25 protein-coding genes and 3 tRNA genes are annotated in these 23,561 nt (G+C 61.9%); 16 read left to right on the top strand and 12 right to left on the bottom strand.

Going from position 1 to position 23,561, the window contains the following annotated elements; genetic code table 11:
* Positions 1-16: 16 nt before the first annotated feature.
* Entirely contained in the window at positions 17-244 is a 228-nt protein-coding gene (locus AB4Z15_RS11315) for a hypothetical protein (protein ID WP_442017350.1), read from the bottom strand.
* A gap of 115 nt (positions 245-359) precedes the next feature.
* Here AB4Z15_RS11315 and AB4Z15_RS11310 point away from each other — a divergent pair, with 115 nt between their 5' ends.
* From AB4Z15_RS11310 to AB4Z15_RS11295, 4 genes are all read left to right on the top strand, one after another.
* Entirely contained in the window at positions 360-707 is a 348-nt protein-coding gene (locus AB4Z15_RS11310) for a DUF898 family protein (protein WP_442017349.1), read from the top strand.
* Positions 708-814: 107 nt separating this feature from the next.
* On the top strand, positions 815-949 hold the full coding sequence (locus AB4Z15_RS11305) for a hypothetical protein (RefSeq protein ID WP_442017348.1): 135 nt from the start codon (positions 815-817) through the stop codon (positions 947-949).
* Between the two features lie 70 nt (positions 950-1,019).
* Positions 1,020-1,397, top strand: a complete 378-nt coding sequence (locus tag AB4Z15_RS11300; protein WP_442017347.1) for a type II toxin-antitoxin system HicB family antitoxin — start codon at positions 1,020-1,022, stop codon at positions 1,395-1,397.
* A 141-nt stretch (positions 1,398-1,538) separates the two neighbouring features.
* Positions 1,539-1,763 carry a hypothetical protein gene (locus AB4Z15_RS11295; protein WP_442017346.1) on the top strand — a complete coding sequence of 75 codons (225 nt, stop codon included), beginning with the start codon at positions 1,539-1,541 and terminating at the stop codon, positions 1,761-1,763.
* A gap of 55 nt (positions 1,764-1,818) precedes the next feature.
* Here AB4Z15_RS11295 and AB4Z15_RS11290 read toward each other — a convergent pair whose 3' ends face one another.
* From AB4Z15_RS11290 to AB4Z15_RS11275, 4 genes are all read right to left on the bottom strand, one after another.
* Positions 1,819-2,067 (bottom strand): tyrosine-type recombinase/integrase, encoded by a 249-nt coding sequence (locus tag AB4Z15_RS11290; RefSeq protein ID WP_442017345.1) that lies wholly within the window; start codon positions 2,065-2,067, stop codon positions 1,819-1,821.
* Positions 2,068-2,076: 9 nt separating this feature from the next.
* The gene (locus AB4Z15_RS11285) at positions 2,077-2,598 is read right to left on the bottom strand and encodes a hypothetical protein (RefSeq protein WP_442017344.1); all 522 of its coding nucleotides are present in this window, start codon (positions 2,596-2,598) and stop codon (positions 2,077-2,079) included.
* Between the two features lie 449 nt (positions 2,599-3,047).
* Positions 3,048-3,135: transfer RNA gene (locus AB4Z15_RS11280), tRNA-Ser, on the bottom strand.
* 144 nt (positions 3,136-3,279) lie between these two features.
* Positions 3,280-5,553, bottom strand: coding sequence for a prolyl oligopeptidase family serine peptidase (locus tag AB4Z15_RS11275; protein WP_442017343.1), 2,274 nt, complete (start codon positions 5,551-5,553; stop codon positions 3,280-3,282).
* Between the two features lie 60 nt (positions 5,554-5,613).
* On the opposite strand from AB4Z15_RS11275, the gene AB4Z15_RS11270 reads away from it, so the two are divergent.
* Positions 5,614-7,590, top strand: a complete 1,977-nt coding sequence (locus AB4Z15_RS11270; RefSeq protein WP_442017342.1) for an FAD/NAD(P)-binding protein — start codon at positions 5,614-5,616, stop codon at positions 7,588-7,590.
* Between the two features lie 169 nt (positions 7,591-7,759).
* Here the strand turns inward: AB4Z15_RS11270 and AB4Z15_RS11265 are convergent, their stop codons facing one another.
* Both AB4Z15_RS11265 and AB4Z15_RS11260 read right to left on the bottom strand, forming a co-directional pair.
* Positions 7,760-8,545 (bottom strand): VOC family protein, encoded by a 786-nt coding sequence (locus AB4Z15_RS11265; protein ID WP_442017341.1) that lies wholly within the window; start codon positions 8,543-8,545, stop codon positions 7,760-7,762.
* Between the two features lie 198 nt (positions 8,546-8,743).
* A tRNA-Ser gene (locus AB4Z15_RS11260) sits at positions 8,744-8,834 on the bottom strand.
* Between the two features lie 102 nt (positions 8,835-8,936).
* Between AB4Z15_RS11260 and AB4Z15_RS11255 the strand changes: the two genes are divergently transcribed.
* The 7 genes from AB4Z15_RS11255 to AB4Z15_RS11225 all read left to right on the top strand — a co-directional run bounded on the left by AB4Z15_RS11255 (position 8,937) and on the right by AB4Z15_RS11225 (position 15,331).
* Positions 8,937-9,920 carry an NAD(P)H-quinone oxidoreductase gene (locus AB4Z15_RS11255; protein WP_442017340.1) on the top strand — a complete coding sequence of 328 codons (984 nt, stop codon included), beginning with the start codon at positions 8,937-8,939 and terminating at the stop codon, positions 9,918-9,920.
* Positions 9,921-9,982: 62 nt separating this feature from the next.
* On the top strand, positions 9,983-10,525 hold the full coding sequence (locus tag AB4Z15_RS11250) for a PadR family transcriptional regulator (protein ID WP_442017339.1): 543 nt from the start codon (positions 9,983-9,985) through the stop codon (positions 10,523-10,525).
* A 153-nt stretch (positions 10,526-10,678) separates the two neighbouring features.
* The gene (locus AB4Z15_RS11245; RefSeq protein WP_442017338.1) at positions 10,679-13,006 is read left to right on the top strand and encodes a carbon starvation CstA family protein; all 2,328 of its coding nucleotides are present in this window, start codon (positions 10,679-10,681) and stop codon (positions 13,004-13,006) included.
* Positions 12,952-13,194 carry a YbdD/YjiX family protein gene (locus AB4Z15_RS11240; protein ID WP_442017337.1) on the top strand — a complete coding sequence of 81 codons (243 nt, stop codon included), beginning with the start codon at positions 12,952-12,954 and terminating at the stop codon, positions 13,192-13,194. The genes AB4Z15_RS11245 and AB4Z15_RS11240 overlap by 55 nt, the downstream gene beginning before the upstream one ends.
* Before the next feature lie 74 nt (positions 13,195-13,268).
* Entirely contained in the window at positions 13,269-13,910 is a 642-nt protein-coding gene (locus AB4Z15_RS11235; protein ID WP_442017336.1) for a bacterial proteasome activator family protein, read from the top strand.
* Positions 13,911-13,918: 8 nt separating this feature from the next.
* Positions 13,919-14,371 (top strand): hypothetical protein, encoded by a 453-nt coding sequence (locus tag AB4Z15_RS11230; RefSeq protein ID WP_442017443.1) that lies wholly within the window; start codon positions 13,919-13,921, stop codon positions 14,369-14,371.
* 120 nt (positions 14,372-14,491) lie between these two features.
* Entirely contained in the window at positions 14,492-15,331 is an 840-nt protein-coding gene (locus AB4Z15_RS11225) for an aldo/keto reductase (RefSeq protein WP_442017335.1), read from the top strand.
* Positions 15,332-15,646: 315 nt separating this feature from the next.
* Here the strand turns inward: AB4Z15_RS11225 and AB4Z15_RS11220 are convergent.
* Positions 15,647-15,719 (bottom strand) — tRNA-Thr (locus AB4Z15_RS11220).
* 217 nt (positions 15,720-15,936) lie between these two features.
* Between AB4Z15_RS11220 and AB4Z15_RS11215 the strand changes: the two genes are divergently transcribed.
* Positions 15,937-16,668 carry an HAD family hydrolase gene (locus tag AB4Z15_RS11215; RefSeq protein ID WP_442004774.1) on the top strand — a complete coding sequence of 244 codons (732 nt, stop codon included), beginning with the start codon at positions 15,937-15,939 and terminating at the stop codon, positions 16,666-16,668.
* Between the two features lie 25 nt (positions 16,669-16,693).
* Here the strand turns inward: AB4Z15_RS11215 and AB4Z15_RS11210 are convergent, their stop codons facing one another.
* The 3 genes from AB4Z15_RS11210 to tmk are packed head-to-tail and all read right to left on the bottom strand — an operon-like array spanning position 16,694 to position 20,132.
* Positions 16,694-18,301, bottom strand: a complete 1,608-nt coding sequence (locus tag AB4Z15_RS11210) for an alpha/beta hydrolase (protein WP_442017334.1) — start codon at positions 18,299-18,301, stop codon at positions 16,694-16,696.
* Between the two features lie 8 nt (positions 18,302-18,309).
* The gene (locus tag AB4Z15_RS11205) at positions 18,310-19,461 is read right to left on the bottom strand and encodes a DNA polymerase III subunit delta' (RefSeq protein WP_442017333.1); all 1,152 of its coding nucleotides are present in this window, start codon (positions 19,459-19,461) and stop codon (positions 18,310-18,312) included.
* Entirely contained in the window at positions 19,458-20,132 is a 675-nt protein-coding gene (tmk, locus tag AB4Z15_RS11200) for a dTMP kinase (protein ID WP_442017332.1), read from the bottom strand. Before tmk ends, AB4Z15_RS11205 begins: the two co-directional genes overlap by 4 nt.
* 74 nt (positions 20,133-20,206) lie before the next feature.
* Between tmk and AB4Z15_RS11195 the strand changes: the two genes are divergently transcribed.
* Both AB4Z15_RS11195 and AB4Z15_RS11190 read left to right on the top strand, forming a co-directional pair.
* Positions 20,207-21,391: a trans-sulfuration enzyme family protein gene (locus AB4Z15_RS11195; protein WP_442017331.1), complete on the top strand. Its 1,185-nt coding sequence runs from the start codon at positions 20,207-20,209 to the stop codon at positions 21,389-21,391.
* A gap of 10 nt (positions 21,392-21,401) precedes the next feature.
* Positions 21,402-21,743 carry a DUF2516 family protein gene (locus AB4Z15_RS11190; protein ID WP_216921243.1) on the top strand — a complete coding sequence of 114 codons (342 nt, stop codon included), beginning with the start codon at positions 21,402-21,404 and terminating at the stop codon, positions 21,741-21,743.
* Here the strand turns inward: AB4Z15_RS11190 and AB4Z15_RS11185 are convergent.
* A complete protein-coding gene (locus AB4Z15_RS11185; protein ID WP_442017330.1) occupies positions 21,728-22,567 on the bottom strand; it encodes a class I SAM-dependent methyltransferase in 840 nt (279 codons plus the stop codon). The two genes, AB4Z15_RS11190 and AB4Z15_RS11185, sit on opposite strands and share 16 nt — an antisense overlap.
* A gap of 132 nt (positions 22,568-22,699) precedes the next feature.
* Between AB4Z15_RS11185 and AB4Z15_RS11180 the strand changes: the two genes are divergently transcribed.
* Positions 22,700-23,446, top strand: a complete 747-nt coding sequence (locus tag AB4Z15_RS11180; RefSeq protein ID WP_431118414.1) for a phosphoglyceromutase — start codon at positions 22,700-22,702, stop codon at positions 23,444-23,446.
* Positions 23,447-23,561: the final 115 nt, after the last annotated feature.

Below are 23,561 nucleotides of genomic sequence, written 5' to 3'. Positions count from 1 at the left end.
TGTCCTCAGCGGAGCACTATGCGAAATGGTCCGTATCGTCAGAAGCGGTTAGTTGCGGCACCGCTTTGCGTGCTTTCACCAGGTCTTTGATGTTGTCCTGATCGAGCATGATCCGGTTTTTGCTGAGCCTGGTGCAATAGCCAGGCTGTCGGCAGTACCCGCGCAATTCGGTTTTCGTCATGCCGAGCTCCGGGGCAACTGCTTCGAGCGTCCGGAAGACAGGAGCAATTGGTTTACTGGTCATGCAGTCGATGCTAAGGCTGGACATGTGGTCCTCAGGGTAACTGGATGCCTGTACGATCCATGGTTAACCGCTCGCATCGGCGGAACTTCTCAATCTGTAGGGGCAACAATTGTCTGTGAACATCAATGCTGGTGGCAATGACCTGTCTATGGCGCCAGGCGGCAAGCTCATGACTTTCGACGGAGGCGCCGGCGACTACCTGGGAACACAAATCTTGGGCTTTCTGATCACCGTTTTCACACTTGGTATTTGCTATCCGTTCGCGCTCGTTCTGTTGGAACGGTGGCGCTGCAAGCACACTGTGCTTATGGGTCGGCGCTTGGAGTTTAGTGGGACCGGGATCGGCCTGTTCGGGCTCTGGATCAAATGGCTGCTGCTTATCGTCATCACCATTGGGATTTACTCGTTCTGGGTGGTTCCTCGGCTACAGAAGTGGAAGACGGAGAACACCCGCTTCGCTTAATCAAACGAAAAGCCCCCACCCAGTGAAGGGTGGGGTGTATGGGTTGGCTTGTTCTATTGTTGTCTAGTCGACTCGACTTGAAGTGTCTAGTCGCATTGACTAATGTCATGATGAAGCGCAGGGACCTGATGCAGAAGCTGGCACGAGTCGCCAAGGAACGCGGGCAGGACCTAGCCATCTGGGAGGGCGGCAATCACACCTTAGTCACCATCGGTCCGGACCACAGTCCCGCGGCACAATGAGAGTCCCGCGGCACAATGAGATAGACGAAAAACTGGCCAAGAGGATCATGCAGCAGATCGGAGAAAGCAAATGAAGATTACGGCACGCGCCGAGCGCGGCACGGGCTGGTGGGCCGTGGAGGTCCCGGAAATGCCGGGGCTCTTCACCCAAACCCGCCGCCTGGATCAGATCCCCGCCATGGTCCGCGACGCTGCCGCGGCGCTCACTGGAGACTCTGAAGAGACTTTCGACGTCGAAGTCGTTCCTGTCATCGAAGAGGAGACCCGGTCCAAGCTTGACCAGGCGACCGCTCTGGCCAAGGAAGCCAGCGATGCGCAGAAGAAGGCCACTGAACTTAACCGCCAGGTCGCACAGAACCTTGCTCACGATGGCTACACAGTTAGGGATATCGGCGCAGTCTTGCACGTGTCCCATCAATACGCTCATCAGCTAATTCATGCCAAGTAGCGGCGACCACACAAGCGCGTTCAGGAGAGCATTCCTTCCTGATTCGCTTCGGGCACGCGGGAGCCTCTGAAAGAATGCGGCTGGGGCCCGTCCAGTTCGATTGCACCCTGATGCACGACCTTGGACATGCACACTACGGGCATGAGGGCGCAACGCCGAAGCAGGGAGCGCCTGGCCAATAGATGGGCGGCATATCGGCTCATTGAGTTGGACCGAGTTCTCGAAGTCGCTTCTCTTGTCCAGTGTTCGTCGGCGGTGGCTACCGAGCTCGGGGTGCTTCCCAGCGTGCTGGAAACCTACCTGAAAACACTGACCACGTCCGAACTCGGGGCCGTGCGCCGGGCGGCACTGCGCAGGGTTTCGTAGGCTGCTCATCGACTGAACAAAGCCCCCATCCTGCAAGGCCGGGGGCTTTTGGCGTTTAGGACGCGATGCTGTTTGTTAGTGCCGTTTCGACCATTGCGGCCGCCCGGAAATGCGCATCTGGAACGAGGTGCCCATAGGTTTTGGTCGTAGTGATGATGGATTCGTGCCCGAGCCGGTTTGCGAGCTCGTAGAGGTTCATGTCGCCGGCGATCATCATCGACGCGTGGGAGTGCCTACTGTCGTGGATCCGTGGCCGCTTGGAGATCTTCAGCGGGGCGTCTTCGAAATCCTCAGCTGCCTTCACCGCGTCATACTAGCTATCAAGCCATTGCCGGTGCTGAGGATAGACCAGCGTATCGGCTGAGATGGTGAAGGCCGGACTGCCAGGCGCTGCCGATTCGACGCGGGAGCCAATGGCTTCCACGGTGGAGGGCGCCAGCGCCACTGCACGGCGGGCTTTCTTCGCCTTTGGGGCTTCGACAGCCCAGCCCTCTTCCATCTCTTGGTAGGCCTTCGTGATCCTCACCGAGGGCGTTGCTGCGTCCAGCTGGAAGTCGGCCCGAGTGAGCGCTATTGCTTCGCCAAAGCGAAGCCGAGAGCCGATGAGCAGGAGCCACATCGGGCGCTGCCATTCGTCGGCCTGGTTGATGATGACGTGCTTCTGGTCCATGGTCAGGAACATGGCCTTGTCTTCGGTTGTGTCATCCTTCGGAAGCAGCCGGCCATTGCACGGGTTGTCCGGGCGGAGGGGCCAGCGAACGGCTGAGTTCATGGATGCGTGGATGAAGCCGTGCACGTTGGCGACCGTCTTGGGGGAGCTGCCTCGCTTGATCATGCCCTTGATCCAGCGAATGAGATCGTCTTCGGTGATCAGGTCTACCGGCAGATGTCCTAGGCCGCCGAAGTGATTCTTGATGTACCCGCGGTACTGCTTGATGGTGTACTCACGGAAATTGATCAGTCCTTCGGTGTGCCCAAGGGCTACGTCCTCGAATGAGGGGGACCGGCTGATTTACCGGAGCAAGGCCATCTCAGCGGCTTTGGTGTCGTGCTTGACGGCTACGAGAAGCTTCTTCCACTTGGGAGCGTCGGTCTCAGTCGTCAGTGTATGCCTGCGCCTTACGGCGTGGTCGTACTATTCGGCGCCGTAGCTGGTAATCTTCACAGCTTTGTTGTCTGGCTTCTATCGTCGCCATTTGATGCGGCATCTTCGCCACTAAGGGGATTTGCGCCGCTCTTGGGGGGAAGCCCGGTAACTTCACTGAGTTACCGGGCTTCCTCGGGCGGAGACGGGGGGATTTGAACCCCCGGTGGAGTTGTGCCCCACACTTCATTAGCAGTGAAGCCCATTCGGCCGCTCTGGCACGTCTCCATTTGCTATTGCTAGCCCACCAAGGATACGCAGAACGTGCCGTCCAGTGCAAAACCGCCTTCGATAAGCTGGCCATTTCGATGCCTCGCTGCCGGACATGCCGTTCGCACGGCATTGCGTGCAGCGAGCCATCGAAATGGAACGTCAGTTGCTCCCGGCCAGCACACGCCAGAGGAAGTGGTTGCTTCGGGCTTGGAGTGCGGCGGCCTGCCTGTTGTCCGAGGCGCCCGCATGCCCGCCCTCGAGTGCCTCGTGGAACCAGACATTCGGGATACCCATGGCCTGCATCCGGGCTGCCATCTTGCGGGCTTGGACGGGGCCTACGCGATCATCCGAGGTCGCAGTCCAAATGAAGGTTTCGGGGTACTCGACGCCGTCACGAAGCAGGTGATACGGCGAGAAGGTGCGGATGAACTCCCACTGCTCGGGCACGTCTGGGTCTCCATATTCCGCGATCCATGAATATCCTGCGGAGAGTTTGGTGTAGCGGCGCATGTCCAGCAATGGCACGCCGCAGGACACCGCACCGAACAGTTCGGGGTACTGGGTCAGCATGTTGCCCACCAGCAGGCCGCCATTTGAGCCGCCCACGCAACCGAGTCGACGGCGGCTGGTCACGCCGCGGGAGATCAGGTCCTGTGCCACGGCGGCAAAGTCTTCGTAGGCGCGGTGCCGCTTTTCCTGCAGCGCGGCCCGGTGCCATGAGGGTCCGTATTCGCCGCCGCCACGGATGTTCGCCACAACATATACGCCGCCGCGTGTGTGCGAGCCGGGACCGTCAGCCAAGGCAGCGGCGGAAGTGCGGCGCTCCAGCCAAGCCCTGCCAATGGTGCCACTGTAGGCGGGGGTGCGTGAAACTTCGAAGCCGCCATAGCCGGAAAGCTGCGTAGGATTCTGTCCATCGAGGACCAGGTTCTTGGATGCCACCTGGAAGTAGGGGACTTTGGTCCCATCCGCCGAGACCGCGAAATGTTGTTGGACCTCATAGTCACCATCGTTGAAGAACGACGGCGAACGCTTCACCACCGCATGCTGGCTCGTCACGCCTGCAGTCGGGTTGCCGGATGAAGCCACGCCGGATGAAGGAACCTCGCCAGCGCTGAGGGTGCCGCGGGTGAGGGTAGTGGGCGTAGTGAAACCCGTGGCGACCAACCAGTAGTCATTTCCCGCCCCGAAATCGTCTTCGTCGTCCACGGCATACGCATTGACGTCGTGAAGCGGCGGGCACGCGTCCAGGACGGTGGCGACCCAGCCGCCGTCGGAATCCACGCGGGAAGGGTCCAGCACCCTGATTTCGGAAGAGACGTCGCGCAGGAGGTTGAGCAGCAGATAGTCCTTGGTCCAACTCCACGACTGCAGCGACGTGTGATCATCGGGGGTAAACAGCACCACAAATTGCCGCGATCCAGCCAAGTAGCCCTCGAAGTCCGCGGCGAGCAAGGAACCCGCTGGGTAGGTAACGCCGGAAACGTCCCAGTCCTTCTGAGGACGGAACATCAGCCACTCTCGGTGGGCGCTGATGTTCACGTCGGTGGGCACGTCGATCGCAACCCACGAGTCGTCGCGAAGCAGCCACGTATTGCGGTTGTAGAAGTCGATGTAATCTACGGCGAAGGTCCGTTCGAAGCCCGGGGTTGAGTCGTGGGCCACGATGGCCAGCATGTGGTCTTCGGGGATGTCGAAGATCCGCTCGGCCTGGGTGAGGGATTGGCCACGACGCAGCTTCACGCCGGTCCGGGCGTACGAGGAGGTGGTTGCAGGCAACCCCTCTGCCGTACTGGAGACCAGCAGCGTGTCCGCATCCAGCCAACTCACGTTGCCTTTTGCCGTGGGCAGATCGAATCCGCCAGCGGCAGGGTCAACAAAGGTGCGGGACTCGACGTCGAACTCGCGGTGGCGGTTGGCGTCGCCGCCGTCGGGAGACAGCGATACCATCGCGAAGCGGTACGTGCCCCCGTCCAAAGGGCGGAGGAACCCGGCCCCATGAAACACCCACTCGACGCCTTCCGCGGCAGCCAGGGCATCGATGTCCAGCAGCACGTCCCATTCGGGAGCCTCCGAAACGTAGCTCTCCCAGGTTGTTCGCCGCCAAAGACCCTTGGGGTGCTCCTGGTCCTTCCAGAAGTTGTAGTAGTAATCGCCCCGCTTGTTCACCATGGCAATCCGGTCCGTCGAGTCCAGGACCTCCAGAATGCCGGCTTCAACCGCTGCGTAGTCTGCGTCCTCCAGCAAATCCTCGGTTCGCGCGTTTTGTTCGCGGACCCAGGCCAGCTGTTCTTCGCCGTGAATGTCCTCCAACCACACGTTCTCATCCGTGGGTTCGGGTGCAATGGTCGCAGCATGGCGAGGCCCGGACTTGGTCTCCGGATCCGTGTCATTGTCAGGAAGGGGCGTCTGATCAGCTTCTGTGGTGGTCATCGCCCCATCCAAGCAACACTTTTCAACTGGAAGCAAGTCACGCAGAAGTTAGGCTTGAGCGTGGCTAAATCGCAAATCAATCGTGTTGCCCTCATTGGGGCCGGCCCCCGGGGCACGAGTGTCCTTGAGCGGTTGCTCGCGAATTGGGCTGCGGGGGCCACGAGCGGGACCGATACACGGTCCCGCACACTGCACATCCACGTTGTGGATCCTTTTCCTGCCGCGTCAGGCCATGTGTGGCAGCCGGAGCAGTCCAGGCTGTACCTGATGAACACGCAGGCGTTCTATCCGACGCTCATCCCTGAAGACCCCAAGCTCGCGCCGCCCCTCGCAGGCGGTTCCTTCGACCAGTGGCGCGCTGCCCGACGTCGTGATGGAGAGGGCCTGGACGATGCCGAAAAGGCGGAGTTGGCCACGCTCGAATCCCACGATTTTCCCAGCCGGGCGCTCTACGGACGGTACCTGCGGCAGACTTTGGCAGAGCTGCTTCAGCGAATTCCCGACGGCGTGGAGGTCACCTTCCATGAGACGACCGCCGTAGCGGCACGCCCGGTCCCGGCCAGCTCAGGCATCACAACTGGGCAAGCGTTCGACGTCGAACTCGCCGACGGCTCTACGCTCACCGTCGGCTCCGTGGTCCTCGCGCTGGGGCATATCGAGTCCCGTTTGAATCCCGAGCAGCGTTCGTTCCAACGGGCGGCCGATGAACACGGCCTCCTCTATTTCCCGCCTGCACCGCCGGCCGACGTCGACTGGCAGCGGGTGCCGGATAACGAGCCCGTCCTGGTGCGTGGGATGGGACTGAATTTCTTCGATGTCATGGGCCAGCTGACTGAGGGGCGCGGGGGCAAGTTCGTCGAAGCCGGCGTACCGGGAGCCGGAGTTCTCGAGTACCGGCCCTCTGGCAGGGAACCCCGGATCATCGCAGCGTCCCGGCGGGGCACCCCGTATCGGGCAAAGGCCGGCCTGACAGGGTATTACCCCCGCAGCATCACCATGCGTTATCTGACTGAGGCAGCGGTGGACCGTTTCAGAGCAGCCGGTATCCAGCCCGGATTCGACCATGATCTTTGGCCACTGCTGCACCGCGACGCCCTGTGGGCCTATTACTCCACCCTGGCAAGGTCGCAGCCTGCCGCTATTCGCGATGCGGCGCAGTTCCTCGCAGACCTCGTGGATGCTTTGCAGCCCCACGCCCACACCACTGCCAAGTGGGAAAGCGATGTCGCAGCCTTGGTGGACAAGCATGTGGTTGCCTCCCGCCGACTCAATGTCCGCGGGCTCGCTGCGCCGTTGGCCGGCCGGACGTTCGCGTCCCGCCGGGAACTGGATCTGGCCGTAACGGCATATCTTGACGACGATGCACGACGCTCCGCACTGGGCGAAGCGGATCCCGTGAAAATGGCAATTGGCGCCCTGCACACTGGCAGGGCGATCCTGAAGTCCGTTGTGGCTGATGGTGGTATCACGGACGAATCGTGGGTCGCTGAATTGCGCGGATGGTTCGAATCGTTCGTCGAAGGCCTTGCGAGCGGGGCCCCGGCACTGCGTTCGGAGCAGCTGGCTGCTTTGGCGCGTGCCGGCGTCGTTGGTTTCGTTGGGCCGGACCCGAAGTTCAGTGTGGATAGAAGCGCCAAGGTTTTCCGGGCGGTCTCGCCGTGGGTCCACGACAAGCCCGCCGAGGCGCCCACTTTGATTGAAGCGATGTCGCCGGCCAACCGGGTGGGCATGAATATTTCTCCACTCCTGGAACAACTCATGGCCGACGGCCTCGTCCGAACCAAAATCATGATGAGCGCCGAGGGTACGCCGGTGCAGACCACGGGACTGGATGTGGAACCGCACCCGTATAGGCCTGTGGCGTCAAACGGCTCTGTGACCCGGGGGATGTATGTTTTGGGGCTGCAATTGTCGGCCACTCAGTGGGGAACAGCCATTGCCGCAGAGGCGCGTCCAGCGACAGGGAAGGCTTTCGCCAGCGGCCAGCGAACCCTGCGGGATGCGGACGAAATCGCTCGTAGCATTCTGGGCAGCTAGCTGCTTTTGCTGCACATCTGGTTCGCTGTAAGGAGTTCCAAACGCAACTCGAGAAGGACGCCAAGCGCGCGGAGGAACCGGAGCTGGCTAAGAAGTAACCGGCACTGCACGGGTCCTGCTGGCTGCCTCTGCTCGGGAGGCAGCCAGCAGGAACCGGGCGTTCAGTGGTTTAGCTGGCTGGCGTCATATTCTGGATCACCTTGAAGACGGCACCTGTAGGGTCCGACAACGTGGCCAACCGTCCAAAGGGAGTATCTTCTGCAGCTTCCATGACGGTAGCGCCCAGGGCTTTGGCCTGTTCCACGGTGGCGTCGGTATCGTCAACCGCGAAATACACGCTCCACATGGACGGAACCTGCTCCGGAAGGAAACCGCCAGCGTCCATAATGCCGGCCTTGGCATCGTCGCCAGCGCCCAAAGTGGTGTAGCGGAACTCCGGGGTATCGCTCATGACCGCAGTATCCCAACCGAAGACGTTTTGGTAGAAGCTGACGGCCGACTCGTAGTCCTTCGCGAGTAGCTCGTGCCATGCCGGGGCACCGGACTCTGCCGCGACCTCATAGCCCTTCATTTCACCGAACTGCCAGGCTCCGATTGAGGCACCTGAAGAGTCGCCATACATGGCCATGCTGCCCTGTTCGGGAACATCCATGGGCTCGAGGTAGACCTGGCCACCGTTGGCGGCAGCGGCCTCGGTGGTGGCTTTGATGTCGTCCGTGCGCAAGTACGTTGACCACACATCCGGCATGGCACCCATGTCTTCCTGCTTCTGCATGATGCCCGCAACCATGCGCCCATCTTTGGAAGCTGTGATGTAGCCCCCGTACTTCTCCTGGTCGCCCGTCTGGTAAGTCCAGCCAAAGAGTGCGCTGTAGAAGGACTTGGCTTTTTCCGTATCAGATGTCATCAGATCAATCCAGCACGGTGCGCCGGTGGTGATGTCAGGCCTAGGCATAAGTGAGGCTCCTGTGTTTGCTCCGCGGCGAAAGCCACGGCTGTTGTCGACGTTGTGAGGACAAGCAGAACACTATGCGGGGGCTATGACAGTTTCAATGATCTTCTGGGTGTCAGTTCTCAGATCCGGATGAGTGTCCAACTTCTGGCCCGGTTTTAAGCCAAAAATGCCCCGGGTTCGTGAACCCGGGGCATCTGCTGGCGGAAGGTAAGGGATTTGAACCCTTGGTACGGGGTTACCGCACACTGGTTTTCAAGACCAGCTCCTTAGGCCGCTCGGACAACCTTCCCTGCCTAGTAGTGTTTCATAGGGAGTTGGCTGTTCCAAAACATCACGTGCTCCAGTCCCTGCCCCGGGCCTGGATGTACAAGCAAGAAACCGGGAGTTCGTCATGAAAGCCGTCTTTATTTCCGAACCAGGCGGACCCGAAGTCCTCGAAGTCCGTGACGTACCGGCACCGGTGCCGGGCGAGGGCGAAGTACTGATCGACGTCGTAGCTGCTGGCCTCAACCGTGCCGACGTCCAGCAGCGCCGCGGCTTCTACCCGCCGCCGCCAGGGGCCTCGGAAATTCCCGGGCTGGAGGTCTCCGGCCGCATCGCCGCGTTCGGGCCAGGAGTCACCAAAGCCTTCTCAGTGGGAGACAAAGTAGTGGCGCTGTTATCGGGCGGGGGATATGCCCAGCAGGTCGCCGTGCCCGCAGAGCAAGTACTGCGACTACCCGACGGCGTAGACCTGGTCACCGCTGCGGCACTGCCCGAGGTGGCGGCAACCGTGTACTCGAACCTCGTCATGACGGCCCAGCTACAACCCGGGGAGACTGTCCTCATCCACGGCGCCACCGGCGGCATCGGCACCATGGCCATCCAGCTCGCCAAGGCGTACGGGGCAAAGGTAGCCACCACCGCCGGCTCTGACGAAAAAGTTGGCACAGCAAAGGCCTTCCTCGGTGCCGACATCGCCATCAATTACAACGAGGAAGACTTCCCTGAAAGCCTCAAGGCTCAAAACGGAGGCAAAGGCGCGGACGTGATCCTCGACGTCGTGGGCGCCAAGTACCTGCAACAAAACATCGAAGCGCTCGCCGACTACGGCCGGCTGATCGTCATCGGCCTGCAGGGCGGAACCAAAGCCGAGATAAATCTGGGGCAACTGCTCAGCAAGCGCGCCGCCGTGATCGGCACGGCCCTTCGGCCCCGGCCGGTGGCCGAAAAGGGCATCATCATGTCCGCCGTACGGGAGTCCGTGTGGCCCATGCTCGCAGATGGCCGCATCAAGCCCCTGGTGGCCAAATCATTTCCGATGGATCGGGTCCGCGAGGCACATGAATACTTTGATTCCGGAGAGCACGTAGGAAAGGTCCTCCTGCTCCTCTAACAGTCACAGCAGCCCCTTCCACGCAGGACGTCCGCCAACCACCCCCAGTAGCGAGGAGCCTCATGTCCATCCGGCACAGTCTGCTTGCCCTGCTTCAGGACCAGCCCCGGTATGGCTATGAGCTGCGCGTGGAATTCGAGGACCGCACGGGTGCTGCCTGGCCACTGAACATCGGTCAGGTGTACACCACGCTGGACCGGCTTGAGCGCGATGGCCTTGTCAGCAAAGACGGCGACGACGGCGGCGGCCACGTGGTTTACAGCATCACTGAAGCCGGGGTCGAGGAAGTTGCGGCCTGGTTTGAGGGAGCCGTCGACCGCGACAACCCGCCGAGGAATGAAATTGCGATCAAGCTTGCGCTCGCCGTGACGTTGCCGGGCGTGGACGCCTCTGCAGTCATCCAGTCCCAGCGCGAAGTTTCCGTTCGCGCCCTGCAGGAACATACGCAAACGCGGAAGGCCGTCTCAGCCAACCAACGCTCCTCAGACACCGCATGGCTCCTGGTGCTCGATTCCCTGATCTTTCAAGCCGAGGCGGAAGTGCGCTGGCTGGATCTTTGCGAGGCGCGCATGGTTCAGTCGCAGGGCAACAGAGGGCTCAGTTAGTACGCCCACCGCAGGGGTACTACCGCTTATCGCAGGACCATGGGCGTTCCGGTGTCACCTGCACGTTCTGTATGTCCTCTTTGTTAGCGTGCCCTGACTGTTCAGCGCACCCGCGGCCACCACCGCAGCAGTTCTCAAGGAGGAGACACGGGCATGACCCCTGACCATACAGAACCTGACCAAACGGAACTTGACCGAGCAGAACTTGATCGAACAGAACTTGATCGAACAGAAGAAGTGAAGGGCGCCGATCATACGCTGCCCCCAACCGCCGTGGACGAGTCTGTTCTGGAAGCCGATGACCGGAGGTGGACTCCGGCGAGGATCGCAATCTGGGTAGCGATTTCCCTGCTGGGGGCCGTTGCCTGGTTCATGCTGGCATTGGTCCGCGGCGAGACCGTCAACGCCATTTGGTTTGTTTTCGCAGCCGTGTGCACCTACCTGATCGGCTACCGCTTCTACTCGAAGGTCATTGAGCGGTACCTCCTTAGGCCCAACGACCGGCGCGCCACTCCGGCCGAATACAAGGCCGACGGCAAGGACTACGTCCGCACTGACCGCAACGTCTTGTTTGGTCACCACTTCGCGGCCATCGCGGGGGCCGGACCCTTGGTGGGTCCGATCATTGCAGCACAGATGGGCTATCTCCCCGGCACTATCTGGATCATCATCGGCGTCGTTCTTGCCGGCGCGGTGCAGGACTATCTGGTCATGTTCTTCTCCATGCGGCGCGGTGGCCGCTCACTGGGCCAGATGGCCCGTGAGGAACTCGGTGTCATTGGTGGCACTGCGGCGCTCGTGGCAACGCTGCTCATCATGATCATCATCGTGGCCATTCTTGCCTTGGTGGTGGTTAACGCCCTGGGCGAAAGCCCGTGGGGCGTGTTCTCGGTGGGCATGACAATTCCCATTGCACTCTTCATGGGTGTCTACCTGCGTTATCTTCGTCCGGGCAAGGTCATGGAAGTCTCCATCATTGGCTTCGTTCTGTTGATGGCAGCCATTATTGGTGGGGGTGCCGTGGCCGGCACCGATTGGGGCGCGGCCTTGTTCCACCTGGACAAGCTCACCATCGCCTGGGGCCTCATCGTCTACGGTTTCATCGCGGCCATCCTGCCTGTGTGGTTGCTCCTTGCGCCGCGTGACTATTTGTCTACGTTCATGAAAATCGGCGTGATCGTGATGCTCGCTGTCGCCATCATCGTGGTCCGCCCGGAAATCAGCGTCCCGGCGTTCAGCGAGTTCGCGGGCCGTGAGAACGGCCCGGTCTTCTCGGGGGCGCTCTTCCCGTTCCTCTTCGTCACCATCGCGTGTGGTGCCTTGTCCGGTTTCCATGCACTGATCTCGTCGGGGACCACTCCCAAACTGATCGAGAAGGAACGTCAGACCCGCTTCATCGGCTACGGCGGAATGTTGATGGAGTCTTTCGTGGCCATCATGGCGCTGGTAGCTGCCATTTCGATCGATCGCGGCATCTACTTCGCCATGAACGCGCCACTGGCACTTACCGGTGGCACCGTTGAATCCGCTGCCCAGTGGGTGAACAGCCTTGGCCTGGCCAACGTCAACATCACTCCTGATCTTTTGGCGCAGACTGCCAAGGACGTGGGAGAGGAGAGCATCATTTCGCGCTCGGGTGGAGCCCCTACCTTGGCGGTTGGCCTGGCCCACATCATGCAGCAGTTCATCGGCGGCCCAGCAATGATGGCTTTCTGGTACCACTTCGCCATCATGTTCGAGGCACTCTTCATTCTGACGGCCGTTGACGCCGGAACCCGCGTGGCACGCTTCATGCTGCAGGACTCCATCGGCAACTTCGTGCCAAAGTTCAAGGAGCCCGCCTGGCGCCCGGGCGCTTGGCTGTGCACGGCCATCATGGTGGGAGCCTGGGGCGCCGTACTGTTGCTGGGCGTGACGGATCCACTGGGCGGCATCAATACGTTCTTCCCCTTGTTCGGCATCGCAAATCAGCTGCTGGCCGCAATTGCCCTGGCGGTGTGCATGGCCATCGCGGCCAAGCGCGGGGCCTTCCGTTACCTCTGGATAGTGGCAGTGCCCTTGGCCTTCGCAGCCGTTGTCACCGTCACAGCCAGCTTCCACAAGATCTTCTCGCCGGTTCCGGCAGTGGGCTACTTCGCCAACAACCAGGCATTTGCGAAAGCCCTGGCAGATGGCAAAACGCAGTTCGGGACGGCAAAGACAGTCGCAGCCATGGAAGCGGTGGTCCGCAATACTGCGATTCAAGGCGTGCTTTCGGTCATCTTTGTCGCTTTGAGCATCGTTGTGATCATCACTGCAGTGGTGGCGACAGTCAGGGCTTTCCGTGCCGGTGGCGGGAAGGACCACGAGGATCCGGCTTTGCCTTCCAAGGTCTTTGCCCCTGCCGGGCTGTTCCCGACCTCCGCAGAGAAGGATTTGCTGGCCGAATGGAATGCCTTGCCGGCCGCTCAGCGGACACAAAAGGCCGGGCATCACCAGTGATTTCCATAGCAAAGGGGTTACGGGGCTTAGCAGCGTACATGAGCTCACTCATGGGCGCTGACGCTTACCGGAAGTACCTTGAGCACTTCACGTCCACGGGCCACTCCGGTCCTGCCATGACCGAACGCGAGTTCTGGCGGGACCGGATGGACCGGCAGGACAGCAATCCCCAGGGCCGCTGCTGCTGAAGTTTCGCTACGAACGAAGTCCAAAATCCGGTCCTGGACCCTGGTTCCCGTAAACCGCATGAGAGTATGAACGGATGAGCGATCTGAACGACATTCAGCCCACGGATGAGGCTTCGGACGACACCCCCGTGGAGGGAACCACCTTGGAGGAGGGCACAGTCGCGCCCGGCGAACAGCAGCCTGGCAAGGGAGTCCCTGTCAAGGATGGCAAGCCCAAGGGCACGAACCTCCAGGAACTTGTTGACGAGCCGGCCAAGGTAATGAGGATCGGGACCATGATCCGCCAGCTCCTTGAAGAGGTGAAGAGTGCGCCGCTGGACGATGCAGCCCGGGGCAGGCTGGCAGAGATTCACGAGCGCTCCATCAAGGAACTCGAGGATGGATTGGCTCCAGAGCTCATCGAAGAGCTGGAACGCATCAGTCTTCCTTTCCCCGATGAGAAGGCACCATCGGATGCAGAGCTTCGTATCGCCCAGGCCCAGCTTGTCGGCTGGTTGGAGGGCCTGTTCCATGGCATCCAGGCTGCTGTAGCGGCACAGCAGGCCGCCAAGGCACAGATGCAACTGCGTCAGCTTCCCCCGGGAACTGTCATTGCGCCCGGTATTGTCATCGGCGAAAATGGTCAACCCCAGCGGGCCGCTGCACCGGGTGTTCCCGGTGCGGCCGCCCAGGGCCGGCCAGAAGATCCGGACCATGGCCCGGGCCAGTACCTCTGAGCTTGACTGTGGGTTTCTTTGGGGCCGTCCGGCAAGGGCGGAAGGACGATCTTGAGCTGGGGAAGGGGCTCTGGCGCCGCGCCCACGATCGCTTTCACCGCGGATTGGACCGGTACCACCAGGTCCTTGAGGGTGTCGACGACGACCAGCTCTACAACGAGCTCGTGGAGATCGCGAATGAGCTGGCTGAGTTGTCTCCTCGTGTGAGGATCATCTGTGTCGAAGCCCAAAAGAGGGCGCCGAGCGATGGCTTGGACGTTCCTGGTTCACTCGCCGGTGTTCACCGCGCTCTGTCCAAGGCTGGAAATTCCTTGGCCACTACGGCAGAAGCGGCGGCCATGCTTCGGCTCGCCGTTGGACCCGTACCGGTGGGCGCGTTGTCCGTTAGGCGCCGGGCGGAGTCGGTCTTCGAGCAGGTGGCCGACGCCGAACGCCAACTGCAGGCGCAAGGGATCCAATAAAGGAAGCGTTTGCAAATACTGGCGCTCGCCTGTATTTCTAGATTGCAAGCAGTTAAGCGGATAGCTGATCTCTGTAATATTTGGTGCCTCAGGCAACTCGTTGCTGGCAGGATGGCACACATGACTTCGTCACCAACACTTACTTTCAACGACGGCAACACCATCCCCCAGCTCGGCTACGGGGTGTGGCAAGTTGAAGACGATGTAGCCGAAAAAGTTGTGCGCCAGGCATTCGAAGCCGGATTCCGCCACATCGACACCGCAAAAATTTACGGGAACGAGTCTGGCGTAGGCCGCGCTATCGCTTCCTCTGGCCTTTCCGCCGAAGAAATCTTCATCACCACCAAGCTCTGGAACGCCGACCAAGGCTATGAGCCCACGCTTGCCGCGTTCGAGGAATCCATGGACCGCCTGGGCCTTGAGACCCTGGATCTCTACCTCATCCACTGGCAGCAGCCCAAGCAGGACAAGTTCGTGGACACCTGGAAGGCCCTGATCGAGCTGAAGAAGCGCGGCCGGGTCAGGTCCATCGGTGTTTCCAACTTCACGGTTGAGGGTCTGCAGCGCATCATCGATGAAACCGGGGTTGTTCCGGCCATCAACCAGGTGGAACTTCACCCGTTCTTTAACCAGGCCGAACTGCGCGCGTTCAACGCCTCCCAGGGCATCCTGACGCAGGCTTGGTCGCCGCTTGGCCAAGGTGGGGAATTGTTGGAGAACGCCACAGTGGCCGAAATCGCAGCCAAGCATGACGCCACCCCGGCCCAGGTAGTCATAGCTTGGCACCTGGCCATCGGCAACGTCGTGATCCCCAAGTCCGTTACGGAGTCCCGTATCCAGGAGAACTTCGCCGCCTTGGACGTCAAACTGGACGAGGCCGACGTCGAGGCAATCAATGGTTTGGACCGCGGCGCCGAAGGCCGCATCGGCCCCGACCCCGCAGTCTCCGACTTCGCCTAAGCCCGAAGCCTGAACCAGGTGCCCCGCTCCCTTACCTGGGGCGGGGCACCTGCCGTTAACGCGCGACGGCGGTACTGGCCTGGCCGCGCGCGCCACCTCAGATTTCGGCTGATGACGCGCAAATTCCCTGAGGACGCGGAAACGGACTGAGGACGCTTGGATTTCGGGGGCGTCACCCAATTGGTATGGCGTGGATGAATATGGGTGTCGCCGGCTACACCATTGGCTACCCTTAGGCAGCTTCCGAGTGATTGGCGAGGGAATGCAAGAGGCCCCGATCCCTTGTGGTTAGTGGGATCGGGGCCTCTTCTACCGAGCTTCCTATCAGAATCGAACTGATGACCTTTTCATTACGAGTGAAACGCTCTACCGACTGAGCTAAGGAAGCACCGCGTTCATCACCGGTTTCCCGGGCGATCACGCAAGACATAACTGTAATAGAGGCACCGCGCCCGGGTCAAAACGAGGGCGGTGGCGGCCGTTGCGGGGATGTTCACCTGCATGTCGGGCCGGGTTCAGGCGGCCTTCTCTCCGCCGCCGGAGGCTGGGAAATCAACGATGGTCGGTTACATCCAGCCACGCAAACCAGCCGAAGGAGCCGCTCTATGACCGGGGATGCAATGACCAGGGACACCAACAACACTCCCACCCGGCTGCGGCTGGCTGTGGTGGACATGGTGGGGACAACCATTACTGACGAGGGGCGGACGGAACGGGCCCTGTCCCGTGCCTTGGCCGAGCACGGCGTAGAACCCGGCAGCAGCCGCTTCGAGAGCATGCTCGGTTACGCACGCGACACCATGGGCTTTTCGAAAATGGCCGTCTTCGGGGACCTTTTTGGCGACCCCACAGTGGCCGAGAGCGCAAACAAGGTCTTCGAGAAGGCTTACGACGAGTTGATTGAAGATGGTGGTATCCGCGCGATTCCAGGCGCGGAGGACGCCATTATCTGGATGCGGGAGTCCGGCATGCAGGTTTGCCTCGCCACGGGCTTTGGCCGCCACACGCAGAACATGGTCCTCGAATCCCTGGGTTGGATGGGCTTGGCTGATCTCAGCTTGTGCCCGGCAGATGCCGGACGTGGCCGGCCCTACCCGGACATGATCCTGACGGCGTTGCTGGCCTTGGACCTGGACGATGTTCGTGAGGTGGCCGTGATCGGAGACACCAGCTCGGACATGCTCTCTGGGGTTCGCTCAGGCGCGTCGCTGATTGCCGGCGTCCTCACAGGCTCCCACTCGGAGGCGACGCTCCGCGCAGCGGGGGCCACCGTCGTCGTGGATTCCATCAAGCAGCTCCCGCTCCTGCTGGAGAAACGCGAAGCCAGGCACCTCTAACGGCACGGCTTAGGTCAACGCGGACCTAGCACTGGAGCCCGTCCTGCGGCAGCTTGCCGTCAACAAAGTAATCGTCGACGGCGGTGCTGACGCAGGAGTTCGAGCGACCGTAGGCTGTGTGGCCCTCGCCTTCCCACGTGACCAGCGCGGCGTTTTCAAGCTGTTTGCGCAGGGACTGTGCCCACTCGAGGGGAGTGGCCGGGTCTCCAGTGGTGCCGATAACGACGATAGGGGCGGAGCCCTTGTAGTCCACCGGGGCAGGTGTGCGGGTGTTCTTGTACGGCCAGTCCTTGCAGGTGACCCCTCCGTAGGCGAAGAATGCGCCGAAAGTTGGAGATTCCTGCTTGAGCCGGGCTTCCTCGGCCCTCATCCCCGCGGTGTCAGTGACCATCGGGTAGTCGAGGCAGTTGATGGCCTGGAACGCGAATGCGGAGTTTGAACTGTACGTACCGTTGGCCTCGCGGTCCGCGCCGAGATCGGCGATGCGCATCATCTGGGAGACGTCACCGGAGAAGGCACTGTCCAGGGCCTGGGTTAATGCTGGCCAGCTTTGGTTGTCGTAGAGCGGGAGGAAGAGCCCGTTGACAAACTCCGTCCCGGTCACCAGCCTCCCGTCCTTGGCTGTTTGGGGGTTCTGGTCCACTGCGTTGATGAGATCCCTGATTTCCCGGACCCCGTTGTCAACGGACCCACTGAGGGGGCAGTCCTTTTGACCAAGGCAGTCGTCAACGTACGTGCGGAGGGCCTTTTCAAACGCTTTTGCCTGCCCCGCAGTCAGTTCCTCATTGCTGATGGACGGATCAACGGCGCCGTCCAATACCAGGTGCCCGACGTTCTCTGGGAACAGCGACGCGTACGTGGAGCCGAGGAAAGTGCCGTAGGAATAGCCAAGGTAATTGAGCTTGGCATCGTTGACAACGGCACGCAGGACGTCCAGGTCCTTGGCAGCACTGACGGTATCAATGTGCTCCAGCACGGGTCCGGTCTTCTCTACGCACTTCTCAGCCAGGGACTTGTTGAAGGCCAAAGCGGCGGCCAGGCCCTCGTCAGTGTCCTCCCGGAATACTTTCGCACGGGCGGCATCGCGTTCTGCATCTGACAGGCACGTGACCGGAGCAGACCGCTTGACGCCGCGGGGGTCGAAGCCCACCATGTCGAAGTTGCCGCGGAGCTTTTCAGTGAAGTGGGTGTTTCCCGCGTCCTTGACGAAATCGACACCCGAGCCGCCCGGGCCTCCGGGATTGACCAGGATGGAGCCCTTCTTGGTGCCAGTGCTGGGCAATTTAATGGCGGACAGCGTGATCTCGGCGGAGTCCGGATTGCCGTAATCCAAGGGAACCTTGACCTCAGCACACTGGAAGCCGTCCTCACACGAGCTCCATTTCACGGACTGTGAGTAGTACTTTTCGAGGCCTTTAGGCGCGGACGCTGCAATGGACGGGTCGACAGTGCTGGTGCTCGGCTTCGCAGTTGGTGTTGGAAGGAACGGCAAGGAGCAGGCACTGAGCACCAGCACGGAAGCAAGGGCCAAACAGAGGGCCGCGAAACCCCGCCGGCCACCCCCGGCCGCAGCAGGCTGGACAGACCGGTCCCTTGAGGGGGTACCGGCGGGCCGGCGAGGTGCGGACTTCATGGATTCTCCTATTGCTGGATGAGGCTCGTCGCCATGGACTCGACCGCCAACAGCGGCGCAACGTTGGTGGTGGTAATGCGGACACGGGCCTTGTTGATCGCGTCCATCCGGGCGAGGGTCGCTTCCGGGGTTGAGCGGGCGGCGTATTCTTCAAGATCGCTCTTGAGCTCAACGTTGACCAGCTCTACCGCGTTCCCCAATTGGATGATCAGGACGTCCCGGTAGAAGGACAACAGATCTGTCAGCGTGCGGTCCAGCGAGTCCGTGATGGAGCGCTTGGCACGGCGCTTTTGGTCGTCCTCAAGCTGCCTCACCTGGCTCCGCATGGACGGTGGCAGTGTGCCCGACTCCGGGGCACCAAGGCTTGCCAGGAGCGCGATTTTTTCGGCGGCGTCGCGCTCATCATTGGAGCTGTTGGCTTCATCGGTGGCGATTTTGACGAGCTTCTCCGCCATCATCACCGCTGCCGTAACCCCACGGAGCCCAAGCGGGATGCGAACCGTTTCGAGGCGGCGTTCGCGGGCGTCCGCATCCCGGGCCAGGCGGCGAGCGATCCCGATGTGGCTTTGCGCGGCGCGTGCTGCCCGGTCCGCGAGTTCGGGATCAATGCCGTCGCGCCTCACCAGCAGTGCGGCGACGTCGGAGGCTGGCGGAAGTCGCAGACTGACGGGACGGCAGCGCGAACGGATGGTGACCAATACGTCTGCTGGCGATGGCGCGCACAGCATCCAGATGGTACGCGGAGTTGGTTCTTCGATGGCCTTCAACAGGACGTTGGTGGTTCGTTCCGCCATGCGGTCCGCGTCCTCAACGATGATGATCCGCCAACGGCCAGTGGCGGGGCGGTCACCAGCCTTTGAAACAAGTTCGCGGGCCTCGTCAATGGTGATGGTGACCTTTTCGGTCCGCACGAACGTGACATCAGAATGGGTCTCGCCGAGGATCGTGTGGCATGCGGCGCACTCGCCGCAGCCCCGCAAAGTGACGTCGTCCTGCTCGCAGTTCAGCGCGGCAGCGAAAGCCTTGGCAGCATTGGAACGGCCCGAGCCCGGAGGGCCGGTAAAGAGCCAGGCGTGAGTGAGGCCGGATTCGCCCTGGGCTGCCTGCTTCAGTTGGGCAACGACCGGTGCCTGGCCTTGGAGGTCGTCCCAGACGCTCACAGATGGTTCCCTGAAACCCGCTCGCCCAGCCCGCGCTCAGCCAGCAAGGCCTCCACCCGTTCAAGGATCTGCGCGGCCAGCGAGGCAATGTCGGACTTGGCCGGCAGCACCATGTAACCGGAGGGAGCAGCGGCTGCGAGGTCGAGGAAAGCATGGCGGATGGTGGAATGGAACGCGTCGGGTTCGGATTCCAAACGGTCCTCAGCAGCCGCCCCGGCGGTGCGGCGTTCGCGGCCGTCGGAAGGCTCGACGTCGAGCAGTACCGTCAGGTCCGGATGCAGGCCTTCCGTGGCCCATTCGTTGAGGGACAAAACGCCTTCTGCCCCAAGCCCGCGGCCAGCCCCCTGATAGGCAACAGACGAATCAATGTAGCGGTCCGTGATGACCACCCGCCCTGCTGCAAGCGCCGGGCGGATCACCTGGCTGGCGTGCGCTGCACGCGCCGCGGCGAACATCAGGGCCTCCGTGCGGGCATCGATGGTGCCGTGGCCATGGTCCAGGACAAGGGAGCGCAGCTTTTCTCCAATGGGAGTCCCGCCCGGTTCGCGGGTGCGCAGCACGGACAGGCCCCGCGCTTCAAGGGCGTCGCAGAGCCGGGCAGCCTGGGTGGACTTGCCCGCTCCGTCTCCGCCTTCGAACGCGATGAAAAGACCGGGGCTCTGAATACTCACCTGTCTAGCCTACCGATCAGGGGCAAACCGTAACGGCTTTCATCCACAGGCTCGCCCACGACTACCCTGAAACCATGAGCCTTTCCGATCAGCGCGCTGCCGATTTGTCCCCGGAAACCGTTGTGGTGGCCGCTGGCCGCCCCGAGCGTAAACACGATGAGCCAGTCAATCCGCCCATCGTCCTGTCCTCCACATACTTTGGAACTGGTTCTCTGGGTGACGGCGATCGCGGTTATGGTCGCTACGCCAACCCCACCTGGGACCCGTTCGAGGACGCCCTGGGCAAGCTGGAAGGCGCTGCCCTGCCCGGCTTGCTCTATGCATCCGGGCTTGCGGCCGTCAGCTCGGCCCTCTCCTTGGTACCTGCCGGTGGCGTTGTTGTCATGCCATCACACAGCTACTCGGGCTCGTTGGTCATGGCGACCGAACTCGCGGAGAAGGGCTTCCTGGACCTCCGGATTGTGGACATTACGGACACGGAAGCAGTGAAGGCCTTGATCAGCCCGGCAGATGGCAAAGCCGCGGACCTGCTCTGGCTGGAAAGTCCCACCAACCCCATGCTTGGCATTGCCGATGTCCGGGCACTCACCGACGCCGCCCACGCTGTAGGCGCGATCGTGGTCACGGACAACACTTTCTCCACGCCCTTGGTGCAGCAGCCGCTCAGCCTGGGTTCCGACGTCGTGCTTCACTCGGTGACCAAATACCTCGCCGGCCATTCCGACGTCGTCCTGGGCGCCTTGGTGACCTCCAATCCGGAACTCCGGGCCACGCTCCTTCACCACCGCATCATCCACGGCGGCATCGCCGGCCCGTTCGAAGCGTGGCTGGCGCTGCGGGGACTCCGCACGCTTGCGCTGCGGATCGAACGTTCGCAAGCATCCGCGGCAGTGCTGGCCGAGCGCCTCAGCACCCATCCGAGGGTCGAGTCCATCCGCTATCCGGGCCTACCCGCGGACCCGGGGCATGAGCGCGCCAAGGACCAGATGAAGGGCTTCGGTTCCATCCTCTGCATCCAGATCGCCGGAGACGATGCGCGCACTGGCGCCGAAGCTGCCGACGAATTGGTCCGTGCCCTTCAGCTCTGGCTCCCGGCGACATCCTTGGGCGGGGTTGAGTCGCTGATCGAACGTCGACGTCGGCACGCAGCTGAGCCGGTCAGTGTCCCGGAGAACCTGGTCCGTTTGAGCGTCGGGATCGAGAACGTGGAAGATCTCTGGTCCGACCTTGAGCAAGCACTGAAGTCGCTGGACAGTTAGGCTAAGGGGCGTGGACGGAAAATTCTTGATCGCGATTGTCACCAACGCGGTCTACTTCATCCTTGGCTTGGTGGCCGTTGTCCTTGAACTGTGGGCTTTTGTGGATTGCCTGCGCCACCGGCCCACGCTGTTCGTGGCCGCATCCAAGCGCACCAAGACGTTCTGGTTGGCCCTTACCGGCGTTGCCTTTGCCATCGGCGCGCTGACCCTGTTGAGCGGTGGAAGCGGCCTCGGCCTGTTCGGCATCGCCGCGGTGACGGCTTCCTGTGTGTACCTTGCGGACGTCCGTCCAGCAGTCCGGGAAGCAGGCAGCGGCGGCAACCGCAACGTCGGTCCTTACGGCCCCTGGTAAACAGCCCTCGGCGCAACCGCGTCCCAGTCCACCGTAACTTCACCCAGGCGCCACCGCGACGGACCATCCTGAAGCGGCCATCCGGCGTCGCGCAGTAAGCGGCACATTCCTGTCCAGCGCTGCCGGTTGCCGAACGATGCCAGCGGCGCCGCTTCCAGCCAGGCCTTGTCCATGGCCTGCAGGAATGTATGGATGGGTTCGCCAGGCACATTGCGGTGGATAAGGGCCTTAGGCAGCCTCTCGGCCACTTCCGACGGCAGCTCGAAATTGCCAAACCGCACTGAGAAACTGAGGCTCCGGGGCCCTTCCGGATCCAGTGCCACCCACGTGACGCACCGACCGATCTCATCGCAGGTGCCATCAATGAACAGGCCGCCCGGAGCCAAGCGGGACTGAACCAGCCGCCAGATCCCGGCCACATCGGCTTCCTCATACTGACGGAGCACGTTGAAGGCCCGCACAACTATGGGGTCACCGGGAACCGGCAGTTCGAAACCACCCACGTGGAAGCTGAGCCCGGGACGTTCCAGCGCCTTAGCGGTTCGCACCCTGTCAGGCTCGATCTCGATCCCGCAGACGCGCACATCCGCGCGGACGGCCTGAAGACGCTCAAAAAGTTCGACGGCGGTGGCCGGCGAGGCGCCATAGCCCAGGTCCACAACCAAGGGGTCGACGGCGGCGCGGAGCCGCCACGCCTGCGGACCGGCGAGCCACCGATCGAGGCGGCGCATACGGTTCGGATTGGTGGTGCCGCGGGTGACGTTGCCAACAGGCTTCCCACTTCGACTTCGGGACGTACTGACCCGTTCCGCTTTTTGCACCACGATCCCCACTTTATCCTGCAACGCGGGGTCACTTATGGCCCCTTCGGAGCCGTCTAATGGGCCATAAGTGACCTCGCGTTGAGAAACGTAACGCCCGGCAAGGCACAGGACCCCTCGGCTAGGATGAAAACCATGACTTACAAGCTGATTCTGCTGCGCCACGGCCACAGCGACTGGAACGCCAAGAACCTGTTCACCGGCTGGGTGGACGTAGACCTGAACGACCAAGGCCGCGAAGAAGCAGTGCGCGGTGGGGAACTCCTGGTTGAGAACAACATCCTCCCGGACATCCTGTACACCTCGCTCCTGAAGCGGGCCATCAACACTGCCAACATGGCACTGGACAAGGCCGACCGCGGCTGGATCCCCGTCAAGCGCGACTGGCGACTCAACGAGCGCCACTATGGTGCGCTGCAGGGCAAGGACAAGGCCCAGACGCTCGCCGAGTTCGGCGAAGAGCAGTTCATGGAATGGCGCCGCAGCTACGACACCCCGCCGCCGCCCCTGTCCGACGACAGCGAATTCTCGCAGGCACACGACGTCCGCTACAAGGACCTCGGCGACGCCCTTCCGCGCACCGAATGCCTCAAGGACGTCCTTGTCCGCCTCCTCCCGTACTGGGAATCGGACATCAAGGAAGACCTCAAGGCTGGCAAGACCGTCCTGGTCACCGCGCACGGCAACTCCCTGCGCGCCCTGGTCAAGCACCTTGATGGCATCAGCGATGACGCCATTGCAGGATTGAACATCCCCACGGGCATCCCGCTGGTCTACGAACTGGACGAGGACTTCCAGCCGATCAACCCGGGCGGCACGTACCTGGACCCCGAGGCTGCGGCAGATGCGATTCTGGCTGTAGCCAACCAGGGCAAGAAATAGGTTCTCCGCTAGTGCCGCGGCGGCTGCTCGGTCGCTCCTCCCTTAGACGCAGCTCGCCCGCGGCGCTAGCTACGAAGCGGTATTAATCGACGACGGCGGCCGGTCACCTTTGGTG

This window comes from Paenarthrobacter sp. 2TAF44 (assembly GCF_052114885.1).
Classification (GTDB): domain Bacteria; phylum Actinomycetota; class Actinomycetes; order Actinomycetales; family Micrococcaceae; genus Arthrobacter.
The sequence above is the reverse complement of the archived record's forward strand: the minus strand, read 5'-3'. Positions and strand labels throughout refer to the sequence as shown.